23 protein-coding genes are annotated in these 26,048 nt (G+C 62.6%); 10 read left to right on the top strand and 13 right to left on the bottom strand.

Annotated elements, in window-relative coordinates; all coding sequences use genetic code 11:
- Positions 1 to 272 precede the first annotated feature (272 nt).
- Positions 273 to 758 (bottom strand): YajQ family cyclic di-GMP-binding protein, encoded by a 486-nt coding sequence (locus GNZ13_RS06550; protein WP_028197943.1) that lies wholly within the window; start codon positions 756 to 758, stop codon positions 273 to 275.
- A gap of 185 nt (positions 759 to 943) precedes the next feature.
- Here GNZ13_RS06550 and murB point away from each other — a divergent pair, with 185 nt between their 5' ends.
- Complete coding sequence (murB, locus tag GNZ13_RS06545) at positions 944 to 1,984, top strand: UDP-N-acetylmuramate dehydrogenase (protein ID WP_172161577.1); 1,041 nt, start codon at positions 944 to 946, stop codon at positions 1,982 to 1,984.
- A 141-nt stretch (positions 1,985 to 2,125) separates the two neighbouring features.
- On the opposite strand, the gene GNZ13_RS06540 is transcribed toward murB, so the two are convergent.
- Positions 2,126 to 3,352 carry an argininosuccinate synthase gene (locus tag GNZ13_RS06540; RefSeq protein ID WP_172161575.1) on the bottom strand — a complete coding sequence of 409 codons (1,227 nt, stop codon included), beginning with the start codon at positions 3,350 to 3,352 and terminating at the stop codon, positions 2,126 to 2,128.
- 238 nt (positions 3,353 to 3,590) lie between these two features.
- Positions 3,591 to 4,520: an ornithine carbamoyltransferase gene (gene argF / locus GNZ13_RS06535; protein ID WP_172161573.1), complete on the bottom strand. Its 930-nt coding sequence runs from the start codon at positions 4,518 to 4,520 to the stop codon at positions 3,591 to 3,593.
- A gap of 436 nt (positions 4,521 to 4,956) precedes the next feature.
- Here argF and GNZ13_RS06530 point away from each other — a divergent pair, with 436 nt between their 5' ends.
- Positions 4,957 to 5,304 (top strand): DUF3579 domain-containing protein, encoded by a 348-nt coding sequence (locus GNZ13_RS06530; RefSeq protein ID WP_172161792.1) that lies wholly within the window; start codon positions 4,957 to 4,959, stop codon positions 5,302 to 5,304.
- A 217-nt stretch (positions 5,305 to 5,521) separates the two neighbouring features.
- Here the strand turns inward: GNZ13_RS06530 and rpsT are convergent, their stop codons facing one another.
- Positions 5,522 to 5,800, bottom strand: coding sequence for a 30S ribosomal protein S20 (gene rpsT / locus GNZ13_RS06525; RefSeq protein WP_054034306.1), 279 nt, complete (start codon positions 5,798 to 5,800; stop codon positions 5,522 to 5,524).
- 554 nt (positions 5,801 to 6,354) lie between these two features.
- On the opposite strand from rpsT, the gene murJ reads away from it, so the two are divergent.
- Positions 6,355 to 7,905, top strand: coding sequence for a murein biosynthesis integral membrane protein MurJ (murJ, locus tag GNZ13_RS06520; protein ID WP_172161571.1), 1,551 nt, complete (start codon positions 6,355 to 6,357; stop codon positions 7,903 to 7,905).
- Positions 7,906 to 7,910: 5 nt separating this feature from the next.
- Positions 7,911 to 8,753, top strand: coding sequence for a SirB1 family protein (locus GNZ13_RS06515; protein WP_172161790.1), 843 nt, complete (start codon positions 7,911 to 7,913; stop codon positions 8,751 to 8,753).
- A 103-nt stretch (positions 8,754 to 8,856) separates the two neighbouring features.
- Here GNZ13_RS06515 and GNZ13_RS06510 read toward each other — a convergent pair whose 3' ends face one another.
- The 5 genes from GNZ13_RS06510 to lpxK all read right to left on the bottom strand — a co-directional run bounded on the left by GNZ13_RS06510 (position 8,857) and on the right by lpxK (position 12,932).
- Entirely contained in the window at positions 8,857 to 9,615 is a 759-nt protein-coding gene (locus GNZ13_RS06510; protein WP_172161569.1) for a 3-hydroxyacyl-CoA dehydrogenase, read from the bottom strand.
- 279 nt (positions 9,616 to 9,894) lie between these two features.
- Positions 9,895 to 10,560 carry an adenylate kinase gene (gene adk / locus GNZ13_RS06505; protein ID WP_172161567.1) on the bottom strand — a complete coding sequence of 222 codons (666 nt, stop codon included), beginning with the start codon at positions 10,558 to 10,560 and terminating at the stop codon, positions 9,895 to 9,897.
- Positions 10,561 to 10,774: 214 nt separating this feature from the next.
- On the bottom strand, positions 10,775 to 11,575 hold the full coding sequence (kdsB, locus tag GNZ13_RS06500) for a 3-deoxy-manno-octulosonate cytidylyltransferase (RefSeq protein WP_172161565.1): 801 nt from the start codon (positions 11,573 to 11,575) through the stop codon (positions 10,775 to 10,777).
- Between the two features lie 156 nt (positions 11,576 to 11,731).
- On the bottom strand, positions 11,732 to 11,935 hold the full coding sequence (locus GNZ13_RS06495) for a Trm112 family protein (RefSeq protein WP_006050060.1): 204 nt from the start codon (positions 11,933 to 11,935) through the stop codon (positions 11,732 to 11,734).
- Positions 11,916 to 12,932 (bottom strand): tetraacyldisaccharide 4'-kinase, encoded by a 1,017-nt coding sequence (gene lpxK, locus GNZ13_RS06490; RefSeq protein ID WP_172161563.1) that lies wholly within the window; start codon positions 12,930 to 12,932, stop codon positions 11,916 to 11,918. The genes GNZ13_RS06495 and lpxK overlap by 20 nt, the downstream gene beginning before the upstream one ends.
- A 575-nt stretch (positions 12,933 to 13,507) precedes the next feature.
- Here lpxK and xseA point away from each other — a divergent pair.
- The 5 genes from xseA to GNZ13_RS06465 all read left to right on the top strand — a co-directional run bounded on the left by xseA (position 13,508) and on the right by GNZ13_RS06465 (position 19,275).
- Entirely contained in the window at positions 13,508 to 14,887 is a 1,380-nt protein-coding gene (xseA, locus tag GNZ13_RS06485) for an exodeoxyribonuclease VII large subunit (protein WP_172161561.1), read from the top strand.
- 219 nt (positions 14,888 to 15,106) lie between these two features.
- A complete protein-coding gene (locus GNZ13_RS06480) occupies positions 15,107 to 15,685 on the top strand; it encodes a superoxide dismutase (protein ID WP_172161559.1) in 579 nt (192 codons plus the stop codon).
- A 466-nt stretch (positions 15,686 to 16,151) separates the two neighbouring features.
- On the top strand, positions 16,152 to 16,310 hold the full coding sequence (locus GNZ13_RS06475) for a hypothetical protein (RefSeq protein ID WP_172161557.1): 159 nt from the start codon (positions 16,152 to 16,154) through the stop codon (positions 16,308 to 16,310).
- Positions 16,311 to 16,654: 344 nt separating this feature from the next.
- On the top strand, positions 16,655 to 17,233 hold the full coding sequence (locus GNZ13_RS06470) for a glycine zipper family protein (RefSeq protein ID WP_172161788.1): 579 nt from the start codon (positions 16,655 to 16,657) through the stop codon (positions 17,231 to 17,233).
- 290 nt (positions 17,234 to 17,523) lie between these two features.
- On the top strand, positions 17,524 to 19,275 hold the full coding sequence (locus GNZ13_RS06465; protein ID WP_172161555.1) for a PQQ-binding-like beta-propeller repeat protein: 1,752 nt from the start codon (positions 17,524 to 17,526) through the stop codon (positions 19,273 to 19,275).
- A gap of 255 nt (positions 19,276 to 19,530) precedes the next feature.
- Here GNZ13_RS06465 and GNZ13_RS06460 read toward each other — a convergent pair whose 3' ends face one another.
- Complete coding sequence (locus tag GNZ13_RS06460) at positions 19,531 to 20,964, bottom strand: NYN domain-containing protein (protein ID WP_172161553.1); 1,434 nt, start codon at positions 20,962 to 20,964, stop codon at positions 19,531 to 19,533.
- 159 nt (positions 20,965 to 21,123) lie between these two features.
- The gene (clpP, locus tag GNZ13_RS06455; RefSeq protein ID WP_172161551.1) at positions 21,124 to 21,780 is read right to left on the bottom strand and encodes an ATP-dependent Clp endopeptidase proteolytic subunit ClpP; all 657 of its coding nucleotides are present in this window, start codon (positions 21,778 to 21,780) and stop codon (positions 21,124 to 21,126) included.
- Positions 21,781 to 22,069: 289 nt separating this feature from the next.
- Between clpP and GNZ13_RS06450 the strand changes: the two genes are divergently transcribed.
- On the top strand, positions 22,070 to 23,056 hold the full coding sequence (locus tag GNZ13_RS06450; protein ID WP_172161549.1) for a sigma-70 family RNA polymerase sigma factor: 987 nt from the start codon (positions 22,070 to 22,072) through the stop codon (positions 23,054 to 23,056).
- On the opposite strand, the gene GNZ13_RS06445 is transcribed toward GNZ13_RS06450, so the two are convergent.
- Positions 23,012 to 24,286 carry an EAL domain-containing protein gene (locus GNZ13_RS06445; protein ID WP_172161786.1) on the bottom strand — a complete coding sequence of 425 codons (1,275 nt, stop codon included), beginning with the start codon at positions 24,284 to 24,286 and terminating at the stop codon, positions 23,012 to 23,014. The two genes, GNZ13_RS06450 and GNZ13_RS06445, sit on opposite strands and share 45 nt — an antisense overlap.
- Positions 24,287 to 24,569: 283 nt before the next feature.
- The gene (mdtD, locus tag GNZ13_RS06440; RefSeq protein WP_268959138.1) at positions 24,570 to 26,039 is read right to left on the bottom strand and encodes a multidrug transporter subunit MdtD; all 1,470 of its coding nucleotides are present in this window, start codon (positions 26,037 to 26,039) and stop codon (positions 24,570 to 24,572) included.
- Positions 26,040 to 26,048: the final 9 nt, after the last annotated feature.

Raw genomic sequence — 26,048 nt, 5'->3', positions numbered from 1 at the left:
GCTGGCGTGCCTTAGTTCGTTCACGGGGTGCGCACTGGAGGCGCACCGCCTGTGTGCTGAGCGTTCAACCCGTGCCGGGTGTTGAGTCCCTCGTGGCCCGTTGCCGAGCGTTCAACATGCGCCTGTGCTGAGGCTCAACGCAGCTAAGCGCTCCGTAGTGAGCCTTAACGCGGCCCGTTGCCGAGAGTGTTCAACATGCGTCCGTTGCCGAGCCTCAACGCACGCCTATTGCCGAGCGTCAATACGCGCCCGGTACCGCACGTGACGCGCGTTCAGTCGCGGAAGTTGTTGAAGTCGAGCGGCGTATCGGTCACGTCCTTGCGCAGCATTGCGATCACACTTTGCAGATCGTCGCGCTTGCCTCCGGTGATGCGCACCGCGTCACCCTGAATGCTCGCCTGCACTTTGATCTTGCTGTCCTTCACGAGGCGCACGATTTTCTTCGACAGATCGCCGGACACGCCTTTCTTGATCTTGATGACCTGCTTGACCTTGTCGCCGCCGATCTTCTCGATCTTGCCGTAGTCGAGAAAACGCACGTCCACATTGCGCTTGGCCATTTTCGACAGCAGGACGTCTTTGACCTGGCCGAGCTTGAAATCGTCATCGGCGTAGGCCGTGATTTCGCTTTCCTTGTGCTCGACGCGCGCGTCCGACCCTTTGAAGTCGAAGCGGGTTGAAATTTCTTTGTTGGACTGCTCGATCGCGTTCTTGACTTCGATCATGTCCGCTTCGCAGACGACGTCAAACGATGGCATTGTTTTCTCCCAATAGTGCTGCGGTGCGTGGCGCGGCCGGTCGGCTGCTCACGGGGCACTCGCTATAATCACGAACCTGGCGTCATTTTACCGACGCCACTCCCTTTTGCCTAAGGCCGCCGCGCATTGTCGCGCGGCCGGGGGCCAGATGTCGTTTCGTTCGGCGTTCCATACTTCTCATTCTGATGTCTCAATCCGACTCCGCCGCGTTCATTGCCGGCTATCCGCTGAAGACGCATAACACCTTCGGTTTCGATGTTCGCGCGCGATTCGCATGCCGGATCGAGCGCGAAGCGCAACTGATGGCTGCCGTGCGCGACCCGCGTGCCACCGGCTTGCCGCGGCTGGTGCTGGGCGGCGGCAGCAATGTCGTGCTGACGGACGACTTCGCCGGACTGGTGCTGCTGGTGGCGCTGCAAGGCCGCCGCGTCGTGCGCGAGGACGACGACGCATGGTACGTCGAGGCGGCAGCCGGCGAACAGTGGCATGACTTTGTCGCATGGACTTTGTCGCAAGGGCTGCCGGGGTTGGAGAACCTCGCGCTGATTCCCGGCACGGTGGGGGCGGCGCCGATTCAGAACATCGGCGCGTATGGGCTGGAGATGTGCGAGCGGTTTGCGTCGCTGCGGGCGGTTGAGCTGGAAACGGGCGCCGTAGTCGAGCTCGATGCCGACGCTTGCCGATTCGGCTATCGCGACAGTTTTTTCAAGCGGGAAGGGCGCGACCGTTTTGTGATTACTTCGGTCACTTTCCGTTTGCCGAAGATGTGGCAGCCGCGCGCTGGGTATGCGGACATCGCGCGTGAACTGGCTGCGGGTGGCCATGCCGATGCAGCGCCGAGTGCGCAGGCGATTTTCGACGCGGTAGTCGCGGTGCGGCGCGCCAAGCTGCCTGATCCGCTTCAGCTGGGTAACGCCGGAAGTTTCTTCAAGAATCCGGTCGTGGAGGCAACGCAGTTCGAGGCGCTGAAGGTTAAGGAGCCCGAGGTCGTGTCTTACCTTCAAGCGGACGGCCGGGTGAAGCTCGCGGCGGGCTGGTTGATCGATCGATGTGGCTGGAAAGGCCGCGCGATGGGCGCCGCGGCCGTGCATGAGCGGCAGGCGCTGGTGCTGGTGAATCTCGGTGGGGCGAGCGGAGCGGAGGTGCTGGCGCTCGCAAAGGCGGTTCAGCGGGATGTGCTGGCGCGGTTTGGGGTGGAGTTGGAAGCGGAGCCGGTTTGTTTGTGACCGCGTAAGGGGCTTGCAATGAAAAAAGGCGCCGGGAGTTTTCTCCCGGCGCCTTTTTCGCATGTGCGCTTCAGTGTCGGCCGCGCCTTGCGGCGCTTAACTTCGCTAACGCGAAGTTAGCCTTCATCGAAATGCACGTCCTCAGCTCCGCTGACGACGTGCATTTTCAGCAATCCGCATACGCAGCGCGTTCAGCTTGATGAATCCACCAGCGTCGGCCTGATTGTAAGCGCCGCCGTCGTCGTCGAACGTAGCGATGGTCTTGTCGAACAGCGTTTCCTTCGAATCGCGCGCGACAACCGACACGCTGCCCTTGTACAGCTTCACACGCACCCAGCCGTTGACCTTCTCTTGCGTATGGTCGATCAGCACCTGGATTGCGCGGCGCTCCGGGCTCCACCAGTAGCCGTTGTAAATCAGCGCAGCGTAACGCGCCATCAGGTCGTCTTTCAGGTGGGCCACTTCGCGGTCGAGCGTGATCGACTCGATGCCGCGGTGCGCCTTCAGCATGATCGTGCCGCCCGGCGTTTCATAGCAGCCGCGCGACTTCATGCCGACGTAACGGTTTTCCACCAGATCCAGACGGCCGATGCCGTGCTTGCCGCCCAAACGGTTCAATTCGGTCAGCATTTCAGCCGCCGACAGGCGCTTGCCGTTGATCGCGACCGGGTCGCCGTGCTCGTACTCGATGTCGAGGTATTCAGCCTGATCGGGCGCCTGTTCCGGCGACACCGTCCAACGCCACATATCGGCTTCGGCCTCGGCCTTCGGGTCTTCCAGGTGACGGCCTTCGAACGAGATGTGCAGCAAGTTGGCGTCCATCGAATACGGCGCGCCGCCTTGCTTGTGCTTCATTTCGATCGGAATGCCGGCCTTTTCAGCGTACGCGAGCAGCTTTTCGCGCGACAGCAGATCCCATTCGCGCCACGGTGCGATCACCTTGATGCCCGGTTCCAGCGCGTAGTAACCGAGTTCGAAGCGAACCTGGTCGTTGCCCTTGCCGGTTGCGCCGTGCGAGACCGCTTGCGCGCCGGTTGCGCGGGCGATTTCGATCTGACGCTTGGCGATCAGCGGACGCGCGATCGACGTGCCCAGCAGGTACTCGCCTTCATAGATCGTGTTGGCGCGGAACATCGGGAACACGTAGTCGCGCACGAATTCTTCGCGCAGGTCTTCAATGAAGATGTTTTCCTGCTTGATGCCGAGTTGCAGGGCCTTTTTGCGCGCCGGTTCCAGCTCTTCGCCTTGGCCGATGTCGGCCGTAAACGTGACGACTTCGGCGTCGTAGTTGTCCTGCAACCACTTCAGGATGACGGAGGTGTCGAGGCCGCCCGAATAGGCGAGCACGACTTTCTTGATATCGCTCATGGTGAACTCGTAGCTGGAGAAAGCTGGAAAACAAGGCGCGCCGGCGGTTCCGGAGCGCGGAAAACCACTATTTTGACACTAAACCGCCGCTTGCCCGCGTTTTTGGAACAGTGCGGTGGGCGAGCCGGGTTCGCTTGCAACTGCGGACGCCGGCTCGATGCGTGGTGCTAAACGTGGATGCTTAGCCTCGTATTCGAGGCCCCGTCGCGCTTCACACAGATGCTGTGTAGCGGCTCGCTCAGTGATTGAGCTTGCCGAGCAGCAGATATTCCATCAACGCCTTTTGCACGTGCAGACGATTTTCCGCTTCGTCCCACACGACGCTTTGCGGGCCGTCGATCACGTCCGCGCTGACTTCCTCGCCGCGGTGGGCAGGCAGGCAATGCATGAACAATGCATCAGAATTGGCGCGCGCCATCATGTCGGTGTCTACGCACCAGTCCGCGAAGGCTTTCTTGCGGGCTTCGTTTTCGGCCTCGAAGCCCATGCTGGTCCACACGTCCGTGGTGACCAGATCGGCGCCCTTGCAGGCTTCGTTCGGGTCGTCGAATTCCTGATAGAACGGTGCGCTTTCAGCGGCGACCATGGCGCGGTCGAGCTTGTAGCCCGGCGGCGTGGACAGGCGCAGATTGAAACCGAGAATCTGGGCGGCTTCGATCCATGTGTACAGCATGTTGTTCGCGTCGCCGACCCACGCGACCGTTTTGTCGCGAATCGGACCGCGATGCTCGAAGTACGTGAAGATGTCCGCCAGCACCTGGCACGGGTGATATTCGTTGGTCAGCCCGTTGATCACCGGCACGCGCGAATTCTCGGCGAAGCGCTCGAGTATGTCCTGGCCGAACGTGCGGATCATGATGATGTCGACCATGCGCGAGATCACTTGCGCTGCATCTTCGATCGGTTCGCCGCGGCCGAGCTGCGTGTCGCGCGTGCTCATGAAGACGGCGTGGCCGCCCAGCTGGAAGATGCCGGCTTCGAACGACAGGCGCGTGCGCGTCGAGTTTTTCTCGAAGATCATGGCCAGCGTGCGGTCGTGCAGCGGGTGGTAGGTCTCGTAGTTCTTGAATTTGCGTTTCAGAATGCGCGCGCGTTCCAGCACGTACTCGTAGTCTTCCAGCGAGAAATCCTTGAACTGCAGGTAGTGGCGAATTTTCTTGGCGGTCATGAAACAAATACGGCGGTCTCACCCGGCAGGATTGCCGGACGGCGCCGCCGTCGTTTGTGGTAACTCAATGCAGCATAAAGGATTTCGCCCGGTTTGACGAGTCGGCCAAAAGGCCGGGCAAGCTGTCTGAAAGCCTTTCGCAACCGTCAGACTAGTCTTGTGTGCGCTGCGGAAAAAGGTCCGCTGCGCTATAATCTGCCGGTTATCCTTAAGCCCAGCAGGCCGGTATTGAGCTTGCGGGACACGGCTCGCGCGCTCCGGAAAGTTTCCTCGCGGTGCGCCGTCATGATGAGCGCCGAGGCGGCTTGTGCGGCCCTTCGCGGTTTCTGGCGGCGCAGCCCGCCATTCAGGCGTGGTCGACGTGTTCAGGCATCCCAAAGCCGCTTTGCAGTCAGCTTTGCCGTCATCCGCTGGGCAGTCACACAGGTATTCCTACATGGCCGAAGCAGCTCCAACCGAATATTTCATTCAGGGCATCACGTCGACCGGGAAAAAATTTCGGCCGAGTGATTGGTCGGAGCGGCTCGCAGGCGTAATGGCATGCTTCGGTCCCAGCCCGGGCGGCAAGGGGCCGAACGCTTATCTGCAATACTCGTTGTACGTCCGGCCTACTATGATCGGCGACCTCAAATGCGTGATTCTCGATTCGCGCTTGCGCGACATCGAGCCGATGGCCTTCGATTTCGTTCTCAACTTCGCGAAAGACAATGACCTTCTTGTGACCGAGGCATGCGAGTTGCAGCTTGAACATGCCACGCCGCAAGCCAAAAGACATGTGCTATAGCGCAAGCCAACCGGATCGGCAAACGAAAAAACCCGCAAGTAGCGGGTTTTTTTATGACTGAGGTCGAGGCCTCGGTGAGCAAGTCCGTCAATTACGTGCTCGACGAGCCGCGCGGTACAGGGCGGATCAGTCGGTGCCAAGCAAAAAAGCCCGCCGAAGCGAGCCTTTCTGTTGCAGCGGAAACAGGAGGTAGCCCACCGAAGCGGGCTGACCGAATTTACTGCGCTGCGGGCGCTTGCAGACCCTTGAGGGCTGCAGCCAGACGGCTCTTGTTGCGAGCTGCCTTGTTCTTGTGAACGATTTTCTTGTCGGCGATGATGTCGATGGTCTTCGACGATGCCTGGAAGATCTCAACGGCCTTAGCTTTGTCGCCGGCTTCGATTGCCTTGCGGACAGCCTTGATAGCCGTGCGGAACTTCGAGCGCAGTGCCGAGTTGTGCGAGTTTGCCTTGGCGGCCTGGCGGGCGCGCTTGCGTGCTTGTGCGGAGTTAGCCATGACGGTTCCTTATCCTGTTCCTGTTTCCAGTACCTGACCTTCAAGTGGTGAGGTGCTGCTTTTAGATCGAACTCTTGGAAGCGATTGCCCAAGAGCGCAAAAGTGTCGAAATAATTCGAAAAAATCGATCGGACTACGCGAAGGCGGGCCCGTGTTCCGGTGTTTTTCGAGGCTGGTTGGCGCTTCAATACGGCTCGAGCGCTGCTCGCACTCGTGTACTGCGAGCGTGCCTGAACCCCGTCCGAAAATTGAGCGAGCTTCGAAACCGGCGATTATAGCAACAAAATCAGGCACGTGGCAACGGGGAATCGCCAATCCTGATGTGCCGGGCTGCCACGCAAGATCCAGGATTCCGTAAGCCAACGGGGAAGGGGCGGGCGGGCCGGCGACCACACAACGGGCGAGCCGGCGGCGGGCTCGGCACGCAAGGCGTGCGGCAAGCAACAAAAAACGGCTCGATCCGCTCATCCGGACGAACGTCTGCGGCGCAAATCGGTCCGATTCGCGTTCCGGCTCGTCGTCCGCACCTGCGGCACCCGTATAATAAGCGCCCCATGAATCTATTCCGAGCCCTGCTGACGGTCAGCGGCTTCACGCTGCTGTCGCGCGTGACCGGACTGGCCCGCGAAACGCTGATCGCTCGTGCGTTCGGCGCCAGTCAATATACTGACGCGTTTTACGTCGCCTTCCGCATTCCGAACCTGCTGCGCCGCATTTCCGCCGAGGGTGCGTTCTCGCAGGCCTTCGTGCCGATTCTGGCCGAGTTCAAGAACCAGCAAGGACACGACGCCACCAAAGCACTCGTCGACGCCACCTCGACCGTGCTTGCCTGGGCGCTCGCCATTCTTTCGTTGATCGGCGTGGTGGGGGCGTCGGGCGTGGTGTTCGTCGTCGCCTCAGGGCTCGCGCACGAAGGCCAGGCGTATGCGCTCGCGGTCACGATGACGCGCATCATGTTCCCGTACATCATTTTCATCTCGCTGACGTCGCTGGCGTCCGGCGTGCTGAATACGTACAAAAACTTCTCGCTGCCCGCGTTCGCCCCAGTCCTGCTGAACGTCGCCTTTATCGTCGCGGCGGTGTTCGTCGCGCCGCGCCTGCATACGCCGGTTTATGCACTCGCGTGGGCGGTGATCGCCGGCGGCGTGCTGCAATTCATCGTGCAACTGCCGGGTCTGAAGAAGATCGACATGCTGCCGCGCATCGGCCTGAATCCGCTGAAGGCGCTCGCGCACCGCGGCGTAAAGCGCGTGCTGTCGAAGATGGTGCCGGCGATGTTCGCCGTGTCGGTCGCACAGATCAGCCTGATCATCAACACCAACATTGCGTCGCGCATCGGTCCGGGTGCCGTCTCCTGGATCAATTACGCCGACCGGCTGATGGAGTTCCCGACCGCGCTGCTCGGCGTCGCGCTCGGCACGATCCTGCTGCCGAGCCTGTCAAAGGCGCACGTGGACGCGGATCCGCACGAGTATTCGTCGCTCCTCGACTGGGGGCTGCGCGTCACTTTCCTGCTGGCCGCACCGAGCGCGGTAGCGCTGTTCTTCTTTGCGCAGCCGCTCACCGCGACACTGTTTCACTACGGCAAGTTCGACGGCAACTCGGTGGTGATGGTCGGCCGCGCGCTGTCGGCCTACGGCATCGGCCTGATCGGCCTGATTCTCATCAAGATCCTCGCGCCCGGTTTTTACGCCAAGCAGGACATCAAGACGCCGGTGAAGATCGGCGTCGGCGTGCTGATCGTCACGCAGATGAGCAATTACCTGTTCGTGCCGATTTTCGCGCATGCTGGCCTCACGCTGAGCGTCGGGCTCGGCGCTTGCGTCAATGCGCTGTTCCTGTTTCTCGGCTTGCGCAAGCGCGGCATCTATATGCCGTCGAGCGGCTGGCTGAAGTTCTTCGTGCAGCTGTTCGGCGCCTGTCTGGTGCTGGCCGGCACGATGCATTGGCTCGCGATCAGCTTCGACTGGATCGGCATGCATGATCGGCCGGTCGACCGCATCGTGTTGCTGGGGGCGTGCCTCGTTCTGTTTGCCGCGCTATATTTCGGTATGCTTTGGCTGATGGGCTTCAAGTACGCGTATTTCAAAAGGCGAGTGAAGTGATCACGATGACGCGAGTTCTCGACTATTTCAGTACGCTGGTTGCCGAAGATGACAGCCTGCCGCTGACCGAGGCGGCGCTCTCGCTCGCGCAGGACGCTTATCCGGATCTCGATTTGCAAGGCACCCTGGCCGAGATCGACGAGTTGGTCGTGCGTTTGCAGCGCCGCATGCCGGACGATGCCGACATTAGGCAGAAGGTCGGCATTCTGAACCGGTTCTTCTTCCGCGAGCTGGGTTTCGCCAGCAACCTCAATGATTATTACGATCCCGACAACAGCCATCTGAATGCGGTGCTCAAGCGGCGCCGCGGTATTCCGATTTCGCTGGCGGTGCTGTATCTGGAGATGGCCGAGCAGATCGGCATTCCGGCGCGCGGCGTGTCGTTTCCGGGCCACTTCCTGTTGCGCGTGACAACACCGGATGGCGACGTGATGCTCGATCCGATCAACGGGCATTCGCTGTCCGAATCGCAGATGGTGGACATGCTGGAGCCGTATGTGGCGTCGGCGGGCGAGTCGGTGAGCCGGGCGTTGCGCATATTGCTGCAACCGGCAACGCGCCGCGAGATCATCGCTCGCATGCTGCGCAATCTGAAGTCGACTTATCTTCAGACGGAACGCTGGCAGCGTCTGTTGGCGGTGCAGCAGCGTCTCGTGATCCTGTTGCCGGACAGTATCGAAGAAGTGCGCGATCGCGGTTTCGCCTATGCGCGGCTCGATTACCTGCGCCCGGCGCTCGAGGATCTCGAACGATATCTCGGTGACCGGCCGGATGCGGAGGACGCGACGGTGGTGGAGTCGCAGTTGCATGAACTGCGTCAACGCACCCAGTACGACGACCGCGACTAAGAGCGCTTCCAGCCTGCCGGTCAAAACAGAACGCCTGCACATGACTCATGCGCAGGCGTTTTTCATTGGCGCGGCCGCGTCAAGCGGCGCGCTGGATACATCGTTACTTCGGCTGCATCCGGATCGCACCGTCCAGACGAATCACTTCGCCATTGAGCATTGGATTGTCGAAGATTTGCTTGGCCAGCATCGCGTACTCTGCCGGTTTGCCGAGGCGCGGCGGGAACGGCACCATTGCACCGAGCGCGTCCTGCACTTCCTGCGGCATGCCGAGCAGCATGGGCGTTTCGAAGATGCCCGGTGCAATCGTCATCACACGGATCGCGTTGCGCGACAGGTCGCGTGCGATCGGCAATGTCATCCCGACCACGCCGCTCTTGGACGCAGCATAAGCGGCCTGGCCGATCTGGCCATCAAACGCAGCCACCGATGCCGTGTTGATGATCACGCCACGCTCGCCATTCGCATTCGGCTCGTTCTTCGACATCGCCGCGGCGGCGAGCCGGATCATGTTGAAGGTGCCGATCAGATTGATGGAGATGGTGCGCGCGAACGACTCGAGCGGATGCGGGCCATCCTTGCCGACCGTCTTGATGGCGGGCGCAACGCCCGCGCAATTGATGAGGCCGCGCAGCGTGCCGAGCTTCGTGGCGGCTTCGACGGCTTGCGTGGCGTCGTCTTCGCGGCTCACGTCGCATTTGACGAATATGCCGCCGAGTTCCTTCGCGAGCGCCTCACCTGCGTCGACATTCAGGTCGGCGAGCACCACCTTGCCGCCGTTCTCGACGAAAAGGCGCGCGGTGGCCGCGCCGAGGCCCGATGCACCGCCGGTGATCAGGAATACGTTGTCACGAATCTCCATGTCTTCTCCTTTGCTTCAGTTCAGTAATGTCTCGATCGAATATTTTCTCGATGATCGATTGTAACGGCTATGCTGCAATGCGGAAAGCGAAGTGGGGAACTGGCCGCACGGGGCGCCTGCCGGAGACCAACAGCGCCGCCAAACTGCTACGGATGGCTAATTAATGCGAGGCTGGCGGACAACGGAGATCATGGGAAAGAGGACGCCACGCCACGTGGCGAGCAACAAAAAACCCGCCGGAATGGGCGGGTTTTTCGAGCGGCAAACGCAGAGGCGAGATTACTTCAACGCATCGAACGCGCGGTTGCGAATTTCGTCGACCGTGCCGAGGCCCAAAATGCGGCGATATTGCGGCGCCTGCAGCGGGGTCGACGGGTCGCCGTTTTGCGCCCAGTTGTTGTAGTACTCGATCAGCGGCTTGGTTTGCGCAACGTACACGTCGAGGCGCTTCTTGACCGTTTCTTCCTTGTCGTCGTCGCGCTGGATCAGCGGTTCGCCGGTCACGTCGTCGATACCGTCAACCTTCGGCGGGTTGAACTTGACGTGGTACGTACGGCCCGACGCCGCGTGCGAGCGGCGGCCGCTCATGCGCACAACGATCTCGTCGAACGGCACGTCGATTTCCAGCACGTAATCGATCGCGACACCCGCCTGCTTCATGGCTTCAGCTTGCGGAATGGTGCGCGGGAAACCGTCGAACAGGTAACCGTTTGCGCAATCCGGCTGCTGCAGGCGTTCCTTCACCAGGTTGATGATCAGCTCGTCCGTGACCAGTTCACCGGCATCCATGAAGCGCTTGGCTTCAAGGCCGAGCGGCGTGCCTGCCTTAACCGCAGCGCGCAGCATGTCACCGGTGGAAATTTGCGGAATGCCGAACTTTTCCTTGATGAAGGTGGCTTGAGTGCCCTTACCCGCGCCGGGCGCACCCAAAAGGATCAAACGCATGTGATATCTCCAGATCTATGTGAATTCTTTGGCGGCGCTGCAGCCATCCCACGATTCGTCGAGGGAACCGCATCGGCTGCCGTTTCGCGTCTCGCGCAGCACGTTGAAAATGACGGCGCTGCAAGACAAAAACGGCGCGACCGGGGCAAACCCTGACGCTCGCTCCTAATGGGAGGTGCGCACATCCGTCTGATTATGCCATGGGTTTTTACGCTCAAGCCCTGAATAAAGCCTGCACGCGCGCGAGATCGGCGGGCGTGTCGACGCCGGGCAGCGGCGCATTCTGAGTGACGAGCACCGCGATTCGCTCGCCGTGCCACATCGCACGCAGTTGTTCGAGCGCTTCGACCTGCTCGATTGGCGAGATCGGGAGACTCGGATAGGTGCGCAGGAATTGGGCGCGATACGCGTACAGGCCGATATGCCGATGGACGACTGCGGGGGCCGGTGGCGTGGGCATTGACGCCACGTCGGGCCAATGCGGCTGATACGCGTCGCGTGCCCACGGAATCGGCGCGCGCGAGAAGTACAGCGCGATGCCGCGCGCGTCGAGCACGACCTTGACCACGTTCGGATTGAAAATTTCCGCGGGGTCGGTGATCGGATGCGCGGCGGTGGCGATCGCGCAACCGTGGCTCGAAGCGAGGTGCGACGCCACGCGGCACACGAGCGCCGGGTCGATCAGCGGCTCGTCGCCCTGAACGTTCACCACGATCGTGTCGTCGCTCCAGCCGAACTGCGCCGCCACTTCCGCGAGACGGTCGGTGCCCGACGGATGATCGGCGCGCGTCAGCACGGCTTCGAAACCGTGCTCGCGGGCCACATCCAGCACCGCTTGCGCGTCGGAGGCGATCAGCACCTGCTGCGCGCCCGATTCGCGCGCGCGTTCGGCGACCCGCACTACCATCGGCTTGCCGCCGATGTCGGCGAGCGGCTTGTTGGGCAGACGCGTCGAGGCGAGCCGGGCCGGCACGACGGCGATGAACGGAGGAGCGGTGACGTTAGCGTTGGTCATCGGAAGGACGAGCGGCGATGAAACCGGAAGAAAGCACTCGCAGGTGTGCCGCGAGCGCTGATGGGAAAGATGGCAAATGCGGCAATTGCGGATCAGAAAGGCGGGGCGCGCCGAATGGTCCGGCCCCGCACCCGCCCCGCATCGGGTAACGCTGACTCAGGCGACGGAGCCTGGATTCAGATCGACCGGTGTGCCTTCCACGGTCTGCCGCGCTTCGTCGACCAGCATCACGGGAATGCCGTCGCGGATCGGATAGGCAAGCTTGTCCGCGTTGCAGATCAGTTCCTGCGCGGAACGGTCGTAGCTGAGCGGGCCCTTGCAGATCGGGCAGACGAGAATTTCAAGCAGGCGAGCGTCCACGGACTTTCTCCACAACTAATGCAATGAGGCGATGATCGAGCGCGGCTTCGACAGGGACAACCCAAATGCGCGCGTCGTGCCAGGACCCTAATTTTACCGCATCCTTTTCGGTTATCAGGATGGCGTCCGCGTCGACGTCCGTAAAAGGATTGCGCTCGAACGCGTAGTGATCCGGCAAGGCGCGGGTGGTGGGCGTGAGGCCGGCCGCGCGCAGCGTCGCGAAAAAACGTTCCGGCGCGCCGATGCCGGCCGCGGCCAGCACGCGCTCGCCGCTGAATTGCGCGAGCGGGCGGCGCAGACCGGGGTTGTCGAGATGCCAGGCGTCAGCGGATGCGAGTTGCAGCGCGAACGTGTTCGGCCAGGGGGGCAGCGTGCGGGCGTACGGATCGTTGATCAGCGTCGCGTCGCGGCGGCGCGACAGCGGCTCGCGCAGCGGACCGGCCGGCAGCAGAAAACCGTTGCCGCCGAGCCGGTGATCGAAGACCACCAGTTCGGCGTCGCGCTCGAGGCGATAGTGCTGCAAGCCGTCGTCGCTGACGATCACATCGACGTCGCGATGCGCGGCGCACAGTGCTTGCGCGGCCGCGACGCGATCGGGGCAGACCCACACCGGTGCGCCGGTGCGGCGCGCGATCAGCAGCGGTTCGTCGCCGCCGACGCTCGCTGCCGACGTCGCGAGGACCGGCGTCGGCCCCTTGACGCGCGCGCCATAGCCGCGCGACACCACGCCGGGCTTAAAGCCGGCGGCGCGCAAGGCTTCGACCAGCGCGATGACGGTCGGCGTCTTGCCGGTGCCGCCGACGGTCACGTTGCCGACCACCACCACCGGCACGCCGATGCGCACGGATTTCAGCCAGCCGAACGAGAAAGCGGCGCGGCGCGCGGCGGCAATCGCGCCGAACACACACGCGAAGGGCGTCATCGCCCACGCAAGCGGGCCGCGCTGCTGCCACTCACGCGCAAGGCGTGCTTCGAGACGGTCGTTCAGCTCGCTCATCGGCGAGCCGCAAGGACGGGCGAAAGGCGGCGGGACGGTGGCGTGGAAGCGCCAGGTGCGATACGCGGGGCAAGCATCAACGCGGTTCTCCGGGCAATCGAAAAGTGAAGCAAAAAGGTAAAGCGGGTGACGCAGCGGTGGCATCCAATGCGCTCGCGCAGCGTGCCGTCAGTGTGCCGTAATGGCGAGCGCTGCGGGGCGTTTGGCATGCTGTCGAACCCGCCACTCTAGCGCGCGTGCGTCCCGCCCGGCAAGTCGCGCGCCCCGCGGCGCGTGGCAGGCCGCTCGTCCGGACGATGTCCTCAGCCTGTGGATAACTTTGTGGAGAACCTGCCCGTCGATGGGCTGAGAGGGCCGCGCCGAGCGCTCCGTATCGGCAATCGTTCTCTTTAACGAGATGCAAACACCATATAAATCAACGACATGCTTCCAATTCACACGGTCTGGCGGGCGATCTGGCGGCATTCGTCTAACGGGTCCTGACATGTGGACACTTTTAACAATTTACCCGCCGCGCTGGACGCCGATGGCCTCTCGGTCTATCGTCTGTCCGGCCAGCCACAGATATTCCTCGCATGAATCCCGAAAGCCCTTTTTCTTCGTCGGCTATGCCCGGCGGTGAAGTTGTCGTCCCCGTTTCCGCGCTCAACCGTGCGATTGGCACGATGCTCGAACGCTCGTTTCCGCTCGTCTGGGTGGCGGGAGAAGTGTCGAATTTCACGCGTGCCGCGAGCGGCCATTGGTATTTCTCGATTAAGGACGCTCAGGCGCAGATGCGCTGCGTGATGTTCCGCGGTCGCGCGCAATACGCCGAGTTCACGCCGCGCGAAGGCGACCGCATCGAAGTGCGAGCGCTGGTGACGATGTACGAGCCGCGCGGCGAGCTGCAACTGAATGTAGAAGCGGTGCGCCGCACGGGGCAGGGGCGTCTTTACGAGGCCTTTCTCAAGCTGAAGGCGCAACTCGAGGCCGAGGGTCTTTTTGCCGCCGAACGCAAACGTGCTTTGCCGGCCCATCCGCGCGCGATCGGCATCGTGACGTCGCTCCAGGCCGCTGCATTGCGTGACGTCTTGACCACCTTGTCGCGTCGCGCGCCGCACATTCCGGTGATCGTCTATCCGGCGCCGGTGCAGGGCGTGGGTGCCAGCGCCAAGGTGGCCGCGATGGTCGACGCGGCCAACGCGCGGCGCGAAGTCGATGTGCTGATCGTGTGCCGAGGCGGCGGCTCGATTGAAGACCTGTGGGCGTTCAACGAAGAAGTGCTCGCGCGCGCGATTGCTGAAAGCGCGATACCGGTGGTGAGCGGCGTGGGTCACGAAACCGATTTCACGATCGCCGACTTCGCCGCCGACGTGCGCGCACCGACGCCCACCGGCGCCGCTGAACTCGTCAGCCCGCAGCGCGTGCTGTTGTTGCGCGAGCTCGATCATCGGCATGCGACGCTTGCCCGCGGTTTTGGCCGCATGATGGAGCGGCGCGCCCAACAACTCGACTGGCTCGCGCGCCGGCTCGTCTCGCCGGCTGAGCGGCTGGCGCGGCAGCGCACGCATCTGCAGCAATTGAGCGTGCGGCTGGCATCGGCGGGCGCGCGTCCTGTGCGTGACGCCCGAGCGCGGTTTTCTCTGCTGCAGATGCGCTGGCAGCGCTGGCGCCCTGATCTCGCCGCGCACCAGGCGAAGCTCGACAATCTCTCGCAGCGTCTGGACGCGGCATTGTTACGCCAGCATGAACGTCAGTCCGCGCGTATCGACACGCTGGCCGCGCGGCTCGAAGTACTGAGTCCGCAGCGCACACTGGAGCGAGGCTATGCCGCCGTGCTCGATGCGCAGAGCGGCCGCGCGGTGCGTGCGCCGTCGTCGCTGAAACCGGGGCGGCGCTTTACGGTGCATCTCGCCGAAGGGGCCGCGGACATTGCCCTCGCCGATGTGCAACCGCGCCTAACCGACGGTTTCTGACACTTTGCCGACAGCATGCCAAGGCGTATTTTTGACCTCCGCGTGGGCCGGGCACGACCCATGCGAAAGCACTAATTACGCTATGTGTGCGGCATGTTCGCCGATGCCGGGCATAAAGTCCGTTGGTTTGCGGGGTTATTCCAACTCGCCTACAATCCAGTGCTCAATAGCGTTATCCGCAGACTCCCCCACAACAGATACAGACAGAAGGAAAGCACCATGGAACATACGCTCCCGCAGCTGCCGTTTGCAAAAAACGCACTCGTTCCGAACATGTCGGAAGAGACGCTCGAGTATCACTACGGCAAGCACCACCAGACCTATGTGACTAACCTGAACAATCTGATCAAGGGCACGGAGTTCGAGAACCTGTCGCTCGAAGAGATCGTCAAGAAGGCATCGGGCGGTATTTTCAACAACGCTGCTCAAGTGTGGAACCACACGTTCTTCTGGAACAGCCTGTCGCCGCAAGGTGGCGGTGCACCGACCGGCGCACTGGCTGACGCGATCAACGCCAAGTGGGGTTCGTTCGACAAGTTCAAGGAAGAATTCGCCAAGACGGCGATCGGCACGTTCGGCTCGGGCTGGGCATGGCTGGTGAAGAAGGCCGACGGTTCGCTCGACCTGGTGTCGACGAGCAACGCTGCTACGCCGCTGACCACGGACGCGAAGGCACTGCTGACGATCGACGTGTGGGAACACGCGTACTACATCGACTACCGCAATGCGCGTCCGAAGTTCGTTGAAGCGTACTGGAACATCGTCAACTGGGAATTCGCGTCGAAGAACTTCGCGTGAGATTGCTGGTTGCAGCGTGACGAGATAGTTCGGATTTCCAACAAAATTGAAAATCCGAACTGATCGCTGTAATGAAGTCTGGAAAAGGTAGTAAAACAGAAAGCCCTCCTTCGTGAGGGCTTTCTGTTTTTTGGTCCTCCGATTTTGGCGACGCCAGGCACCTTCAACGGATTTCCGGCTCGTGCACGGCGCTGCGCGAACTCGCGGCGTTGACCTTGCGCAGTTGGCATCCAAAACGTCTCACATGCCGCTGCCGGGTCCGTGGGCGTCAAACTTTGTCACAGTTGGTAACTGCCGGAAGAGCCGTCGACCATTGCGCGGACCTTGTGAGCATACGAATCAAGGCTGCGTCGATGCGGCCCCGGTTGCATCGGAATCCGTCGACATCTGCCGATGCCGGTGGCCGCGCCCGCCGCCGGTGGACGCAACCGAACTCGCCGGCGCGGGAGGCGGCGGTGGGTGATTGATGTACTGGAAATTCTGCGCGATCGAGGCACTGGGAAATGTGTTTGTCGACGGTACGAGCACGCTGCTCGGCAATGTCGTGTTCGACTGCGCGAAGACGGGCGATATGCAGCCGACGCAAGCCGCCGCCGCTGCGAAAACAAGCCGGTTCATCGAGTGATCCTCTATTTCATTGACTGGCGCCGCCCGAGCCGACGGGTGAGCGCATGTCTGATGGAGCCGCCGTGCGATGCGGGGCAGCGCGCTTCGGCGGCCAGATCGCGCGGCGTTGGAGGCAGCCAGTTTAGGCCGCAAGGCGCGAAATCAGATTGCCGCTTCGCTTACAAGCGTTACCCTATATAACGACGCGGCGCCGATGTTCGAGGCTCCGTTCCCGCACTGCGCAAGGCAGTACGCGGGCCACAGCGCGAATGTAAGCGAAAAACTTTCTGTAACGATCTCGTAACCAAGGACGGTACCGATTGGCCTAACGTTTGAATTCCAATGTCTCTGAACCGTACCAACATGATCTCCAGCACCAAGTCGATAAGCATCGCCATACCCGCCGCTGTCGTCGCGCTCGCGCTCGGCGGTTGCGCGGTGATGCCGCCGAGTGGTCCGAGTGTGGTCGCACTGCCGCGCAGCGGCCAGCCGCTCGGTCAGTTCCAGCGGGACGACTATGCATGCCGCGACTACGCGAACCGCTCGACCGATCCGAACGCAGCCGCCCAGGCGGCCACCACGAACAGCGTGAATAGCGCGGCGCTGGGCACGCTCGGCGGCGCCGCGGTCGGCGCACTGATCGGTGCGGCGGCGGGCAATGCCGGCGCGGGCGCGGCGATCGGCGCGGGCAGCGGGCTGTTGATCGGCGGCGCGAACGGCGCGAATGGCGCGCAGTATTCCGCGGCAGGCCTGCAAGCGCGCTACGACGCTGCCTACGCGCAGTGCATGACCTCGAAAGGCAACACGATCGCGCAGCCGCCGCAGCCGGCCTACTATGCGCCGCAACCAGTCTATTACGCACCGCAGCCGTATTACTATGCGCCGCCGCCGAGGTATGTCGCGCCGCCTCCGGTGATGTACGCGCCCTATCCGTATTACTGAAATTGATCGGCAGCGTCGCTTCGCCGGAACGAACCGTTTGCGCCAGATACCAGGCAAGCTTGTTGCAGTAGAGCTTTTGTCATGTCTGGCGGAAAGACGCGAAACGATGGCGGCAAACCGCCCGGCAAAGGGCGTACGTTTGGATCGAGGGCTAGGGATGCCGGTTGTCTGGCGTTCCCCCCGGCCCGCAAACTCCACGCCATCCCTGCCGGCACACGCCGTTTCTGACTTCGCCGTGCGACGTAGCCCGACGTACGGAGTTGGCCGGACATCGTGCAAACGAGGCGACTATGCAGCGATCGCAAACCCGCACGTCCAATTCGAGTGCGTGGTCCCGTGTGTGCGAGCGGCTGGCGATTGTGGCGATTGCGTTTGTCACCGCCGGCTTCCTTTCTTGCGGTGGCGGCTCGGGTGGCACATCGGGTTCGGCGGCCGGTAGCGGCACCACCAGTGGTGGCGGCTCGACAACCGGCGGCGGCAGTGGCACGGGCGGTACCGGCTCGACCGGTTCAGGTAGCATGGCCATCGGAACGACGGCCTACGCCACCGACGTGCTGATGCATCACAACGATCTCGCCCGCACTGGCCAGATGCTCGCCGAGACGACGCTGACGCTCGCGAACGTCAATTCAGCCCGCTTCGGCAAAGTCGCGTTTCTCTCCGCGGACGGCAAGGTCGATGCTCAGCCGCTGTTCGTCACCAGTCTGCCGATCGGCGGCACGTCGCACGATGTGGTGTATGTCGAGACCGAACACGACAGCGTGTACGCCTATGACGCCACGACCTTCGCGCAGTTGTGGACGGTCTCGTTGATCGGTAGTGGCGAAACACCCAGCGACAACTTTAGTTGTCCGGACTTCACGCCGGAAATCGGCATTACGTCGACGCCAGTCATAGACCGCAATCGCGGCACGAACGGCGCCCTGTACGCCGTGGCGATGACCAAGGACAGCAGCGGCGCCTATCATCACCGTCTGCATGCGCTCGATCTGACTACCGGCGCCGAAATACTGGGCGGCCCGACCGAGATCGCCGCGACCTACCCGGGCAACGGTGCGGGCAGCGTCAACGGTGTGATTACCTTTAATCCCGCGCTGCATACGGAGCGCGCGGCGCTCACGCTGGTCGGCGGCAACATCTATATGGGCTGGACCTCGCATTGCATGGCGGGCGCATACACCGGCTGGCTTATGGCGTATAGTGCCGACACGCTCAAACAGACCAGTGTGCTCAACATCACGACGAACGGCAGCCAGGGATCGATCTGGATGGCCGGTTCGGGGATGGCGTCGGACGGCACCTCGCTTTACGTCGTGGACGGCAACGGCACGTTCGACACCACGCTGAATGCGCAAGGCTTTCCGGTCGACGGTGACCTCGGCAACTCGCTCATGAAGCTGTCGTTAGGAAACCTGCAGGTCACCGATTACTTCGCGATGGATAACGTCGTGGCCGAGTCAAATGCCGACAACGATTTCGGCTCGGGCGGCGTGATGCTGTTGCCGGATCAGACGACCACCGGTGGCGTCGTCAAACACCTGGCGGTGGCGGCAGGCAAGGACAACCTGATCTACGTCGTCGATCGCGACTCGATGGGTAAATTCAGTCCGACGGCGAACAATAACTGGCAGGTGTTGACCGGCACGCTCGCGGGCGGCATCTGGGGTTCGCCGGCTTACTACGGCGGTGTGGTGTATTACGGTGGCTGGAACGATAACCTGAAGGCGCTGCCGGTCTCGGGTGCATATCTCGCGACCACCGCTGCATCAAAGAGTCCCACCACGTTTGCCTATCCCGGCGCGACACCGGCCGTGTCGGCCAACGGCACGAGTAACGGCATCGTCTGGGCGGCTGAAAACGGCACGACGGGTGCCTTGCATGCGTATGACGCAAGCAACCTCGCGCACGAGCTCTACAACAGCAATCAGGCCGGCACGCGCGATCAATGGGGCGCGGGCAACAAATTCATCACGCCGATGATCGCGCGGGGCAAAGTGTATGTCGGCGCGACGAATGGGGTGGCGGTGTTTGGTTTGCTGTAGGCGGTGCTGGCGCGGTTTCAGGCGCAGCCACATCTTGCCGTCACGGGATGAAGTGAGCTGATAGTGGCGATCGCGGAGCAGACGCCGTTGAACTGTGGGACGTGAAGACGCTGTTGCAGCTTCAGCTCGATCGAGGCGCCGCGGACCGGAAATGGAAAAGCCCCTGTTCATCGCGAGCAGGGGCTTTTTGTTTGCAGCTGAGTGTGTGCTGCGACACTCACATTGCGTCAATACGCGTTAGGCAATGTAAGACGCTTACTCCGCGTCGCTCGTTGCCGCTGTCTTACGCGGACGGCGACTGCGTGGGGCCGCTTTGCGCGCTGCCTTTTTGGCGGCCACGGGCGCTTTTTCTTCGCTGACAGACGCTGCCGGCGCTTCAGCAGGCGCGGCGATCTCCGGTACCTCATCGGTCTTTCGCGGCGTTGCCTTCTTCGTTTTCTTCGCGGCTGTCTTGCGCGGTGCACGTTCCTTGCGGCGCTTAGGTTGAGCGGCGCTCGCTTCCTGTGGCTCTTCTTCGGCTACCGCGACCGATTCAGCCCCAAAGGCCTCTGGTTCTGCCCAAGCCGCTTCCGGCTGTTCGAAAACGAACTCGCCGGCTGATGGCGCATAGGTGTGCACCGCAGCTTCCGCCTGAGCCTGCGCGTGGCGGCCGTGATCGACTGCCGCACGCTCTTCCTGTGCGCTTTCCTGCTGGCCACGGCCGGGTTTGCGATTTCCACGGCTTCTGCGGCGCGACTCGTGCTTGCCGCCCGATTCGGCGACCACTGTTTCGGCAACCTGTGCCTCAACTATCTGTTCTACCAACTCACCGGGTTCGGCCGGCTCGTTCACGTTTTCGGCGACCACATTCGCAGCCGTGCCCCGATAAACGTACGCGCCTGACTTTTCGTCGCGGCCGAATTCGAGCAGCCCGCGCGCCTGCGCTTCTTCCAGCAGATTGCCGAATGCGCGAAAACCGTAGTACGTTTCGTTGAAATCCGGCTTGCGGCGCTTGATCGCCTGCTTCAGCACCGACGCCCAGATCTTGCCGCTGTCACCACGTTCGGACGCGAGCGCGTCGAACGTCTGTACCGCGATCTCGACCGCTTTGGTGCGGCGCTTTTCGAGGTCTTCCTTGTTGCGCGATTTTTCTTCGTCGGGCGCACGTTTGGCCGTCTGCTGCGCGGCCTGTTGCGGGCGCGACGACTCGCGTTTGGCTACTGTGCGCTGACTTTCGCGCACGAGGTCGTCGTAAAAGAAGAATTCGTCGCAGTTCGCGATCAGCAGATCGGAAGTGGATTGCTGCACACCGACGCCGATCACCTGCTTGGCGTTCTCGCGCAGCTTCGACACCAGCGGCGAGAAATCCGAGTCGCCACTGATGATGACGAAGGTATTGACGTGCGATTTCGTATAGCAGAGGTCGAGCGCGTCGACCACGAGCCGGATGTCGGCCGAATTCTTGCCCGATTGGCGCACGTGCGGAATCTCGATCAACTCGAAATTGGCCTCGTGCATCGCGCCTTTGAAACTCTTGTAGCGGTCCCAGTCGCAATACGCTTTCTTCACGACAATGCTGCCCTTGAGCAGCAGACGTTCGAGCACCAGTTTGATGTCGAACTTGTCGTACTTCGCGTCGCGCACGCCGAGCGCAACGTTTTCGAAGTCGCAGAATAGCGCCATGCTGACGGTTTCGTTGGATGACGCCATGAATATCTCCATTGAAGCGATCGTCAAATTCGACGAATCGCGACCATGATAGCGATTCCTACGGCGGCGATCAGCTTTTGTGCTCCTGGCGCACTGGTTAAGGGGAGGAAATCGGCGCGCGTTTTTCGGGTGTGCAGGGCGGCCGGTGGCCTTGCCGCGCTACATGTCGCGGTGACGAGCCGGGTCGCTTGGGCCGCTTCGCGCCGCGCGTGTTTCCAGCACCTCGTCGACGAGGCCATACGCCTTTGCGGCGTGGGCCGACATGAAGTTGTCGCGGTCGGTGTCGCGGGCGATCTCTTCGATGCTGCGCCCGGTGCGCTCGGCCATCATCGCGTTGAGCCGTTCGCGCTGGTAGAGCACCTCCCTCGCCTGGATTTCGACGTCGGCTGCGGTGCCCTGGCTGCCGCCCGAGGGCTGGTGAATCATGATGCGCGCGTTCGGCAGCGCGTACCGTTTGCCGCGCTGGCCCGCGGTCAGCAAAAACGTCCCCATGCTGGCGGCAAAGCCGGTGCACAAGGTCGACACCTCGGGCTTGATGAACTGCATCGTGTCGTAGATGGCGAGGCCGTCATACACCGAGCCGCCCGGCGAGTTGATGTAAAAAGAAATATCCTTGTCGGGATTCTCGGATTCCAGAAACAGCAATTGGGCGACGATCAGGCTGGCCGACTGTTCGTTCACCGGACCGACCAGAAAAACGATGCGCTCGCGTAGCAGGCGCGAATAAATGTCATAGGCGCGCTCGCCGCGGCCGGACTGTTCGATCACGGTGGGTACGAGGCCCAGGCCGGTGACGGAGGGATAGCTGGAATGCATGTTTGCCTCGTTTTAGGCGGTGCGCTGCCGATAGCGGGTAGCGGTGACCGATTCGAACAACCGCGCACCCGTTGCGCGGGTTGTTGTCCGTATGACGCGGGGGAGGGCGGCGGCGTGACAGGAATATTTTTTCGTCGGACTGTCACATCGGCGGGGGCTCGAACGTCAAACTGAAAAGGATGCAGATTGCAGCGCGCGCCTGGACGATGTCGCAGGCCGCAGGCAGCTAACCAAGCAGGTATGCAAGGCGCCGCGCGCCTTTCACCACGCACGATCTGGAGGTTTATGCATGACAGAACAAGGAATCGATAAGCCATCCAGCTTCGAGGCCGCGCGCGCCCGCCTGCTCGCGCTGGCGTACCGGATGCTCGGCAGCCGCGCCGAAGCGGAAGACGTGGTGCAGGACGTCTGGCTCAAATGGCATCTCGCCGATACGCAAGAGGTGCAGACACCGGCCGCCTGGCTCACCACGATCACCACGCGCGCGGCCATCGACCGGCTGCGTCACGTGCAGCGCGAACGCGCGTCACAGGCTGCCGGCTGGTTGCCGGAGCCTTGGCTCGACGAGGTGGCGCCATCGGCGGAGGAACTGGCCTTGCGCGCGGCGGAGATGTCGTACGGCGTGATGCTCCTGCTCGAGCGTCTGAAGCCCGATGAGCGGGCGGCATTCGTGCTGCACGAAGCCTTCGATTGCGACTACGCGGAGATTGCGAAAATCCTCGACCGTCCGCCGGCCAGTTGCCGGCAGATCGTCCACCGGGCGAAGGCGCGTTTGCAGCGCGCGGGTGCGCCGCTGGAACGGCCCGATCCGGCCGCGCATGCGCGGATCGTGGAGCGCTTGCGCGCCGCGCTGGAGGCGCAGGATCGTGTTGGTTTGCTGCGTCTCTTTAGCGACGCTCCCGAAGTTGTCAGCGACATCGTCAGCGACGCGCCGGTGTGCACGCAAGAACTGGCGTCGGTGGCCTGGATGGAGACGGTGACAGCACTCGCGCATCAGGCGAGCCATGCAGAGGTGGTGTCGGTCGAAGGCGCAATGGGTATTGCGTTGCTCTTCGAAGGCGAGGTTGTCGGCGTAATCGACGTGTCCACGCAACGTCTTGCGGACGGTTCGGTGAAGATCGTCGCGTTGCGCGCCGTTACCAGCGCGGTGCGTTTGCAGGCAATCAACCGCTTGCTGGGTCGCGCGGCCGTCATGAAGCTGCTCGCGCGGATCCAGCAGAATGCCATTGCCTCAATTACGATGCGCAGCGACTTCCCAGTTGATGTCGACGCATAGCACCTGCGTGCCGTGCGGCGTATGCGCGGCGATCGAGGCTGTCACGCACAAGTGCGCTTCGTTGATCGACAGGTAGGGTGGCGTGAGGTGCACCTGGCCGGGCATGCGCATTGCCTGAATAAAGTACGGCCGGCGTTCCCAGCTCGCGCCTTCCGAATGCAGCAACGGCCGGAAGCGCTTGGCGCGTTGCGAAGCACGTCGCGGCGGCAGCACGTTGTCGCCGATCTGCCGGCCCGAACCGTCGAGCACGAAGAAGCGTGCCGTTTCGCCGAGCGTGAGCAGCGGCGTGGTCGCCTGGGTAACCGATTCCCCGGCCACGAGTTGTGCCGCCGCCGTTTCCAGCGCCGTGACATAGGGCGCGAGCCGCGTGGACTGTGCGCATTCGCGCGTAGCGACCCGTTCGCGTAGCGCCGCGGAGAGCGAGTCCATCAAGCCGGCCGCCGCTTGCGGTTTCACCGGCTCGACGCTCGGGCCCGCGAAGAACGCGCCCTGCACGAAGTCGACGTTGCATTCGAGCGCGATCAGCGCATCGCGCTCGGTGCCCAAGCCGCCCATCAGCACGAGTTGGCCGGATTCGTGCAGTAGCGAGACGAGGCCCGGCAACACGCGTTCGATATGCGAGTGCTCGCTCGCTTGCGCGAGGATGCAGCGGTCGAGCGTGACGATGTCCGGACGCAGATTCCACACGCGATCGATGTTCGAATGCTTCGCGCCGAAGCCGTCCAGCGCGATCAGGAAGCCGGATTTGCGCAACGCGTCGATGATGTCGGCGAAGCGCGTGGTTTCGCCGCCTGCCTGCTCGGACACTTCCAGCACCACCCGTTGCGGCGGCAGGCCCAGTGCCTTGAGGCCGGCGAGCAGGGCGTCGCCGTAACTGGTGTCCATCAGCGCCGCCGGGTGCAGGCTCAGGAAAAGCCATTCGTCGTGGCTGTCGAATGCATTGAAATTGCCCAGATGCAGCGATTCGGCGAGCCGCCCGAGTTCCAGCAGGTCGCCGCGCCGTGCCGCCTGCGTGAAAACCTCGTGCGACGGTACTTGCAGCGCATGTTCGTCGTGTGCGCGCAGTGAAGCGTGATAACCGATCGCGCGCCGGTGCGACACCGAGAAAACCGGCTGGAACACGCTGAAAACGGTGTAGCCGCCGTACAGAACGGTGCGCCGGGAGCCTTCGTCGCCGGCCATTGGGCGCGGCGGCTGGAAGCCGGGAGGATCGAGTTCGATCATGCTCATCATGTCAGTCGTGTGGAAGTGGCCGCGCGCTCGCATGCTCGACAGGAGTCGAGCGTGCGCAAATTGTGAGTTTACAGGATAGATGAGCAAGAACTATGCGCGAACGGAAACACACCGTACGCGCTCGGTGACCACGGTCAGTACGGCGATTGTGCGCCAGCACGGGCGCGAAAGCGATGATTCGCACTTTAGTGGTGCGACCCGCGCCCCGTTGCGGGTCGGCAACAAGCGCGCGGCGGGTAACGGTGAATCATGGCAACGCCACCGCAACCCGGCGCAAAACTCAGGTCCGCTCAGAAGGATCGGTCTTTTTCGCGGGCGTGCGGATGTCCGGCGACAGTTGCGCGAAGATCCACGACGAGCCCGCGGTGATGATGCCGACACACAGGAACGTCGCATGGAACGCGGGCAGCGAGTTGGCGGCCGTCACGCGGGGCAGGAGGCCGGTGAAGGTCGCGAGCAACGCGCCGGCGACCGTCACGCCGAGACTCATTGACAGCATCTGCACCAGCGAGAACAGGCTGTTGCCGCTGCTCGCGCCGCCGGTGCCGAGGTCCTTGAGCGTCAGCGTGTTCATCGCGGTGAACTGCATCGAGTTGACGCCGCCGAAGAACGCCAGTTGCACGAGCCGCAGCCACAGCGGCTGGCCGGCGCTGGTGAGCGCGAAGCTCGCCATGGTTAGGCCAAGCAGCACCGTGTTGACGATCAGCACGCGCCGGTAGCTGTATTTGACGATCAGCGTCGTGACGAGGCGCTTGGCCGCCATACCCGCAGCCGCCACAGGCAGCATCATCATGCCGGCTTCGAAGGCGCTATAGCCGAGACTCACCTGCAATAGCAGAGGGATCAGATACGGCATCGCGCCGCTGCCGATCCGCGCGAACAGATTGCCGAGCAGACCGACGCTGAAAGTGTGGATCTTGAACAGATCGAGCGGGAAAATCGGCGCGGGCTCGCGCACGGCGTGCAAACCATAGGCGACGAAGCAGGCGAGGCTCAGGATCAGCAGCACCAGCACGGTGGCGTGCTGAATGCCAAACTCCGTGCGGCCGTCGAGCGCGAATGAAATCGCCACCATGCCGAAAATCAGCAGCAGATAGCCTTTCAGATCGAACTTGCCGGTGTGCTCGTTGCGGCTATCCGGCATGAAGATGAACGTGGCGATGCAACCCACGATCCCCACCGGCACGTTGATCAGAAAGATCCAGTGCCACGAAGCGATTTTCACGAGCCAGCCGCCGAGCGTAGGGCCGATCAGCGGCCCGATCAGCCCCGGGATCGCCACGAACGACAAGGCCGGCAAATAGCGTTCCGCCGGGAAGGTACGCAGCACCGCGAGCCGTCCGACCGGCAGCAGCATCGCTCCGCCCACGCCTTGCATGATGCGGTAGATCACCAGCTGATTCAGGGTATGCGCGTTGGCGCACAGCAGCGAGCCGACGGCGAACACGAGGATCGCGCTGAAGAATACGCGCCGCGTGCCGAGTTTGTCGGCGAGCCAGCCGGACACCGGGATCATCACCGCCATCGTCAGCGAGTACGCGATCACCACTGATTGCATGCGCAACGGTAATTCGCCCAGGCTCGTCGCGATCGCGGGGAGCGCAGTGTTGACGATAGTCGAGTCGAGCGTCTGCATGAAAAAGCCGGTGGCGACGAGCCACAGCATCACGGTGAGCGAGCGGGCCGAGGGGGCCGGAGTAATGGCGGGGGCGGCGGGAGCGCAGGCAGGCAGGGACGGCGGGGGGGACATGGGGGCGGG

The sequence above is a fragment of the Paraburkholderia elongata genome, from assembly GCF_013177735.1.
In the GTDB taxonomy this organism is placed as follows: domain Bacteria; phylum Pseudomonadota; class Gammaproteobacteria; order Burkholderiales; family Burkholderiaceae; genus Paraburkholderia; species Paraburkholderia elongata.
The sequence above is the reverse complement of the archived record's forward strand: the minus strand, read 5'-3'. Positions and strand labels throughout refer to the sequence as shown.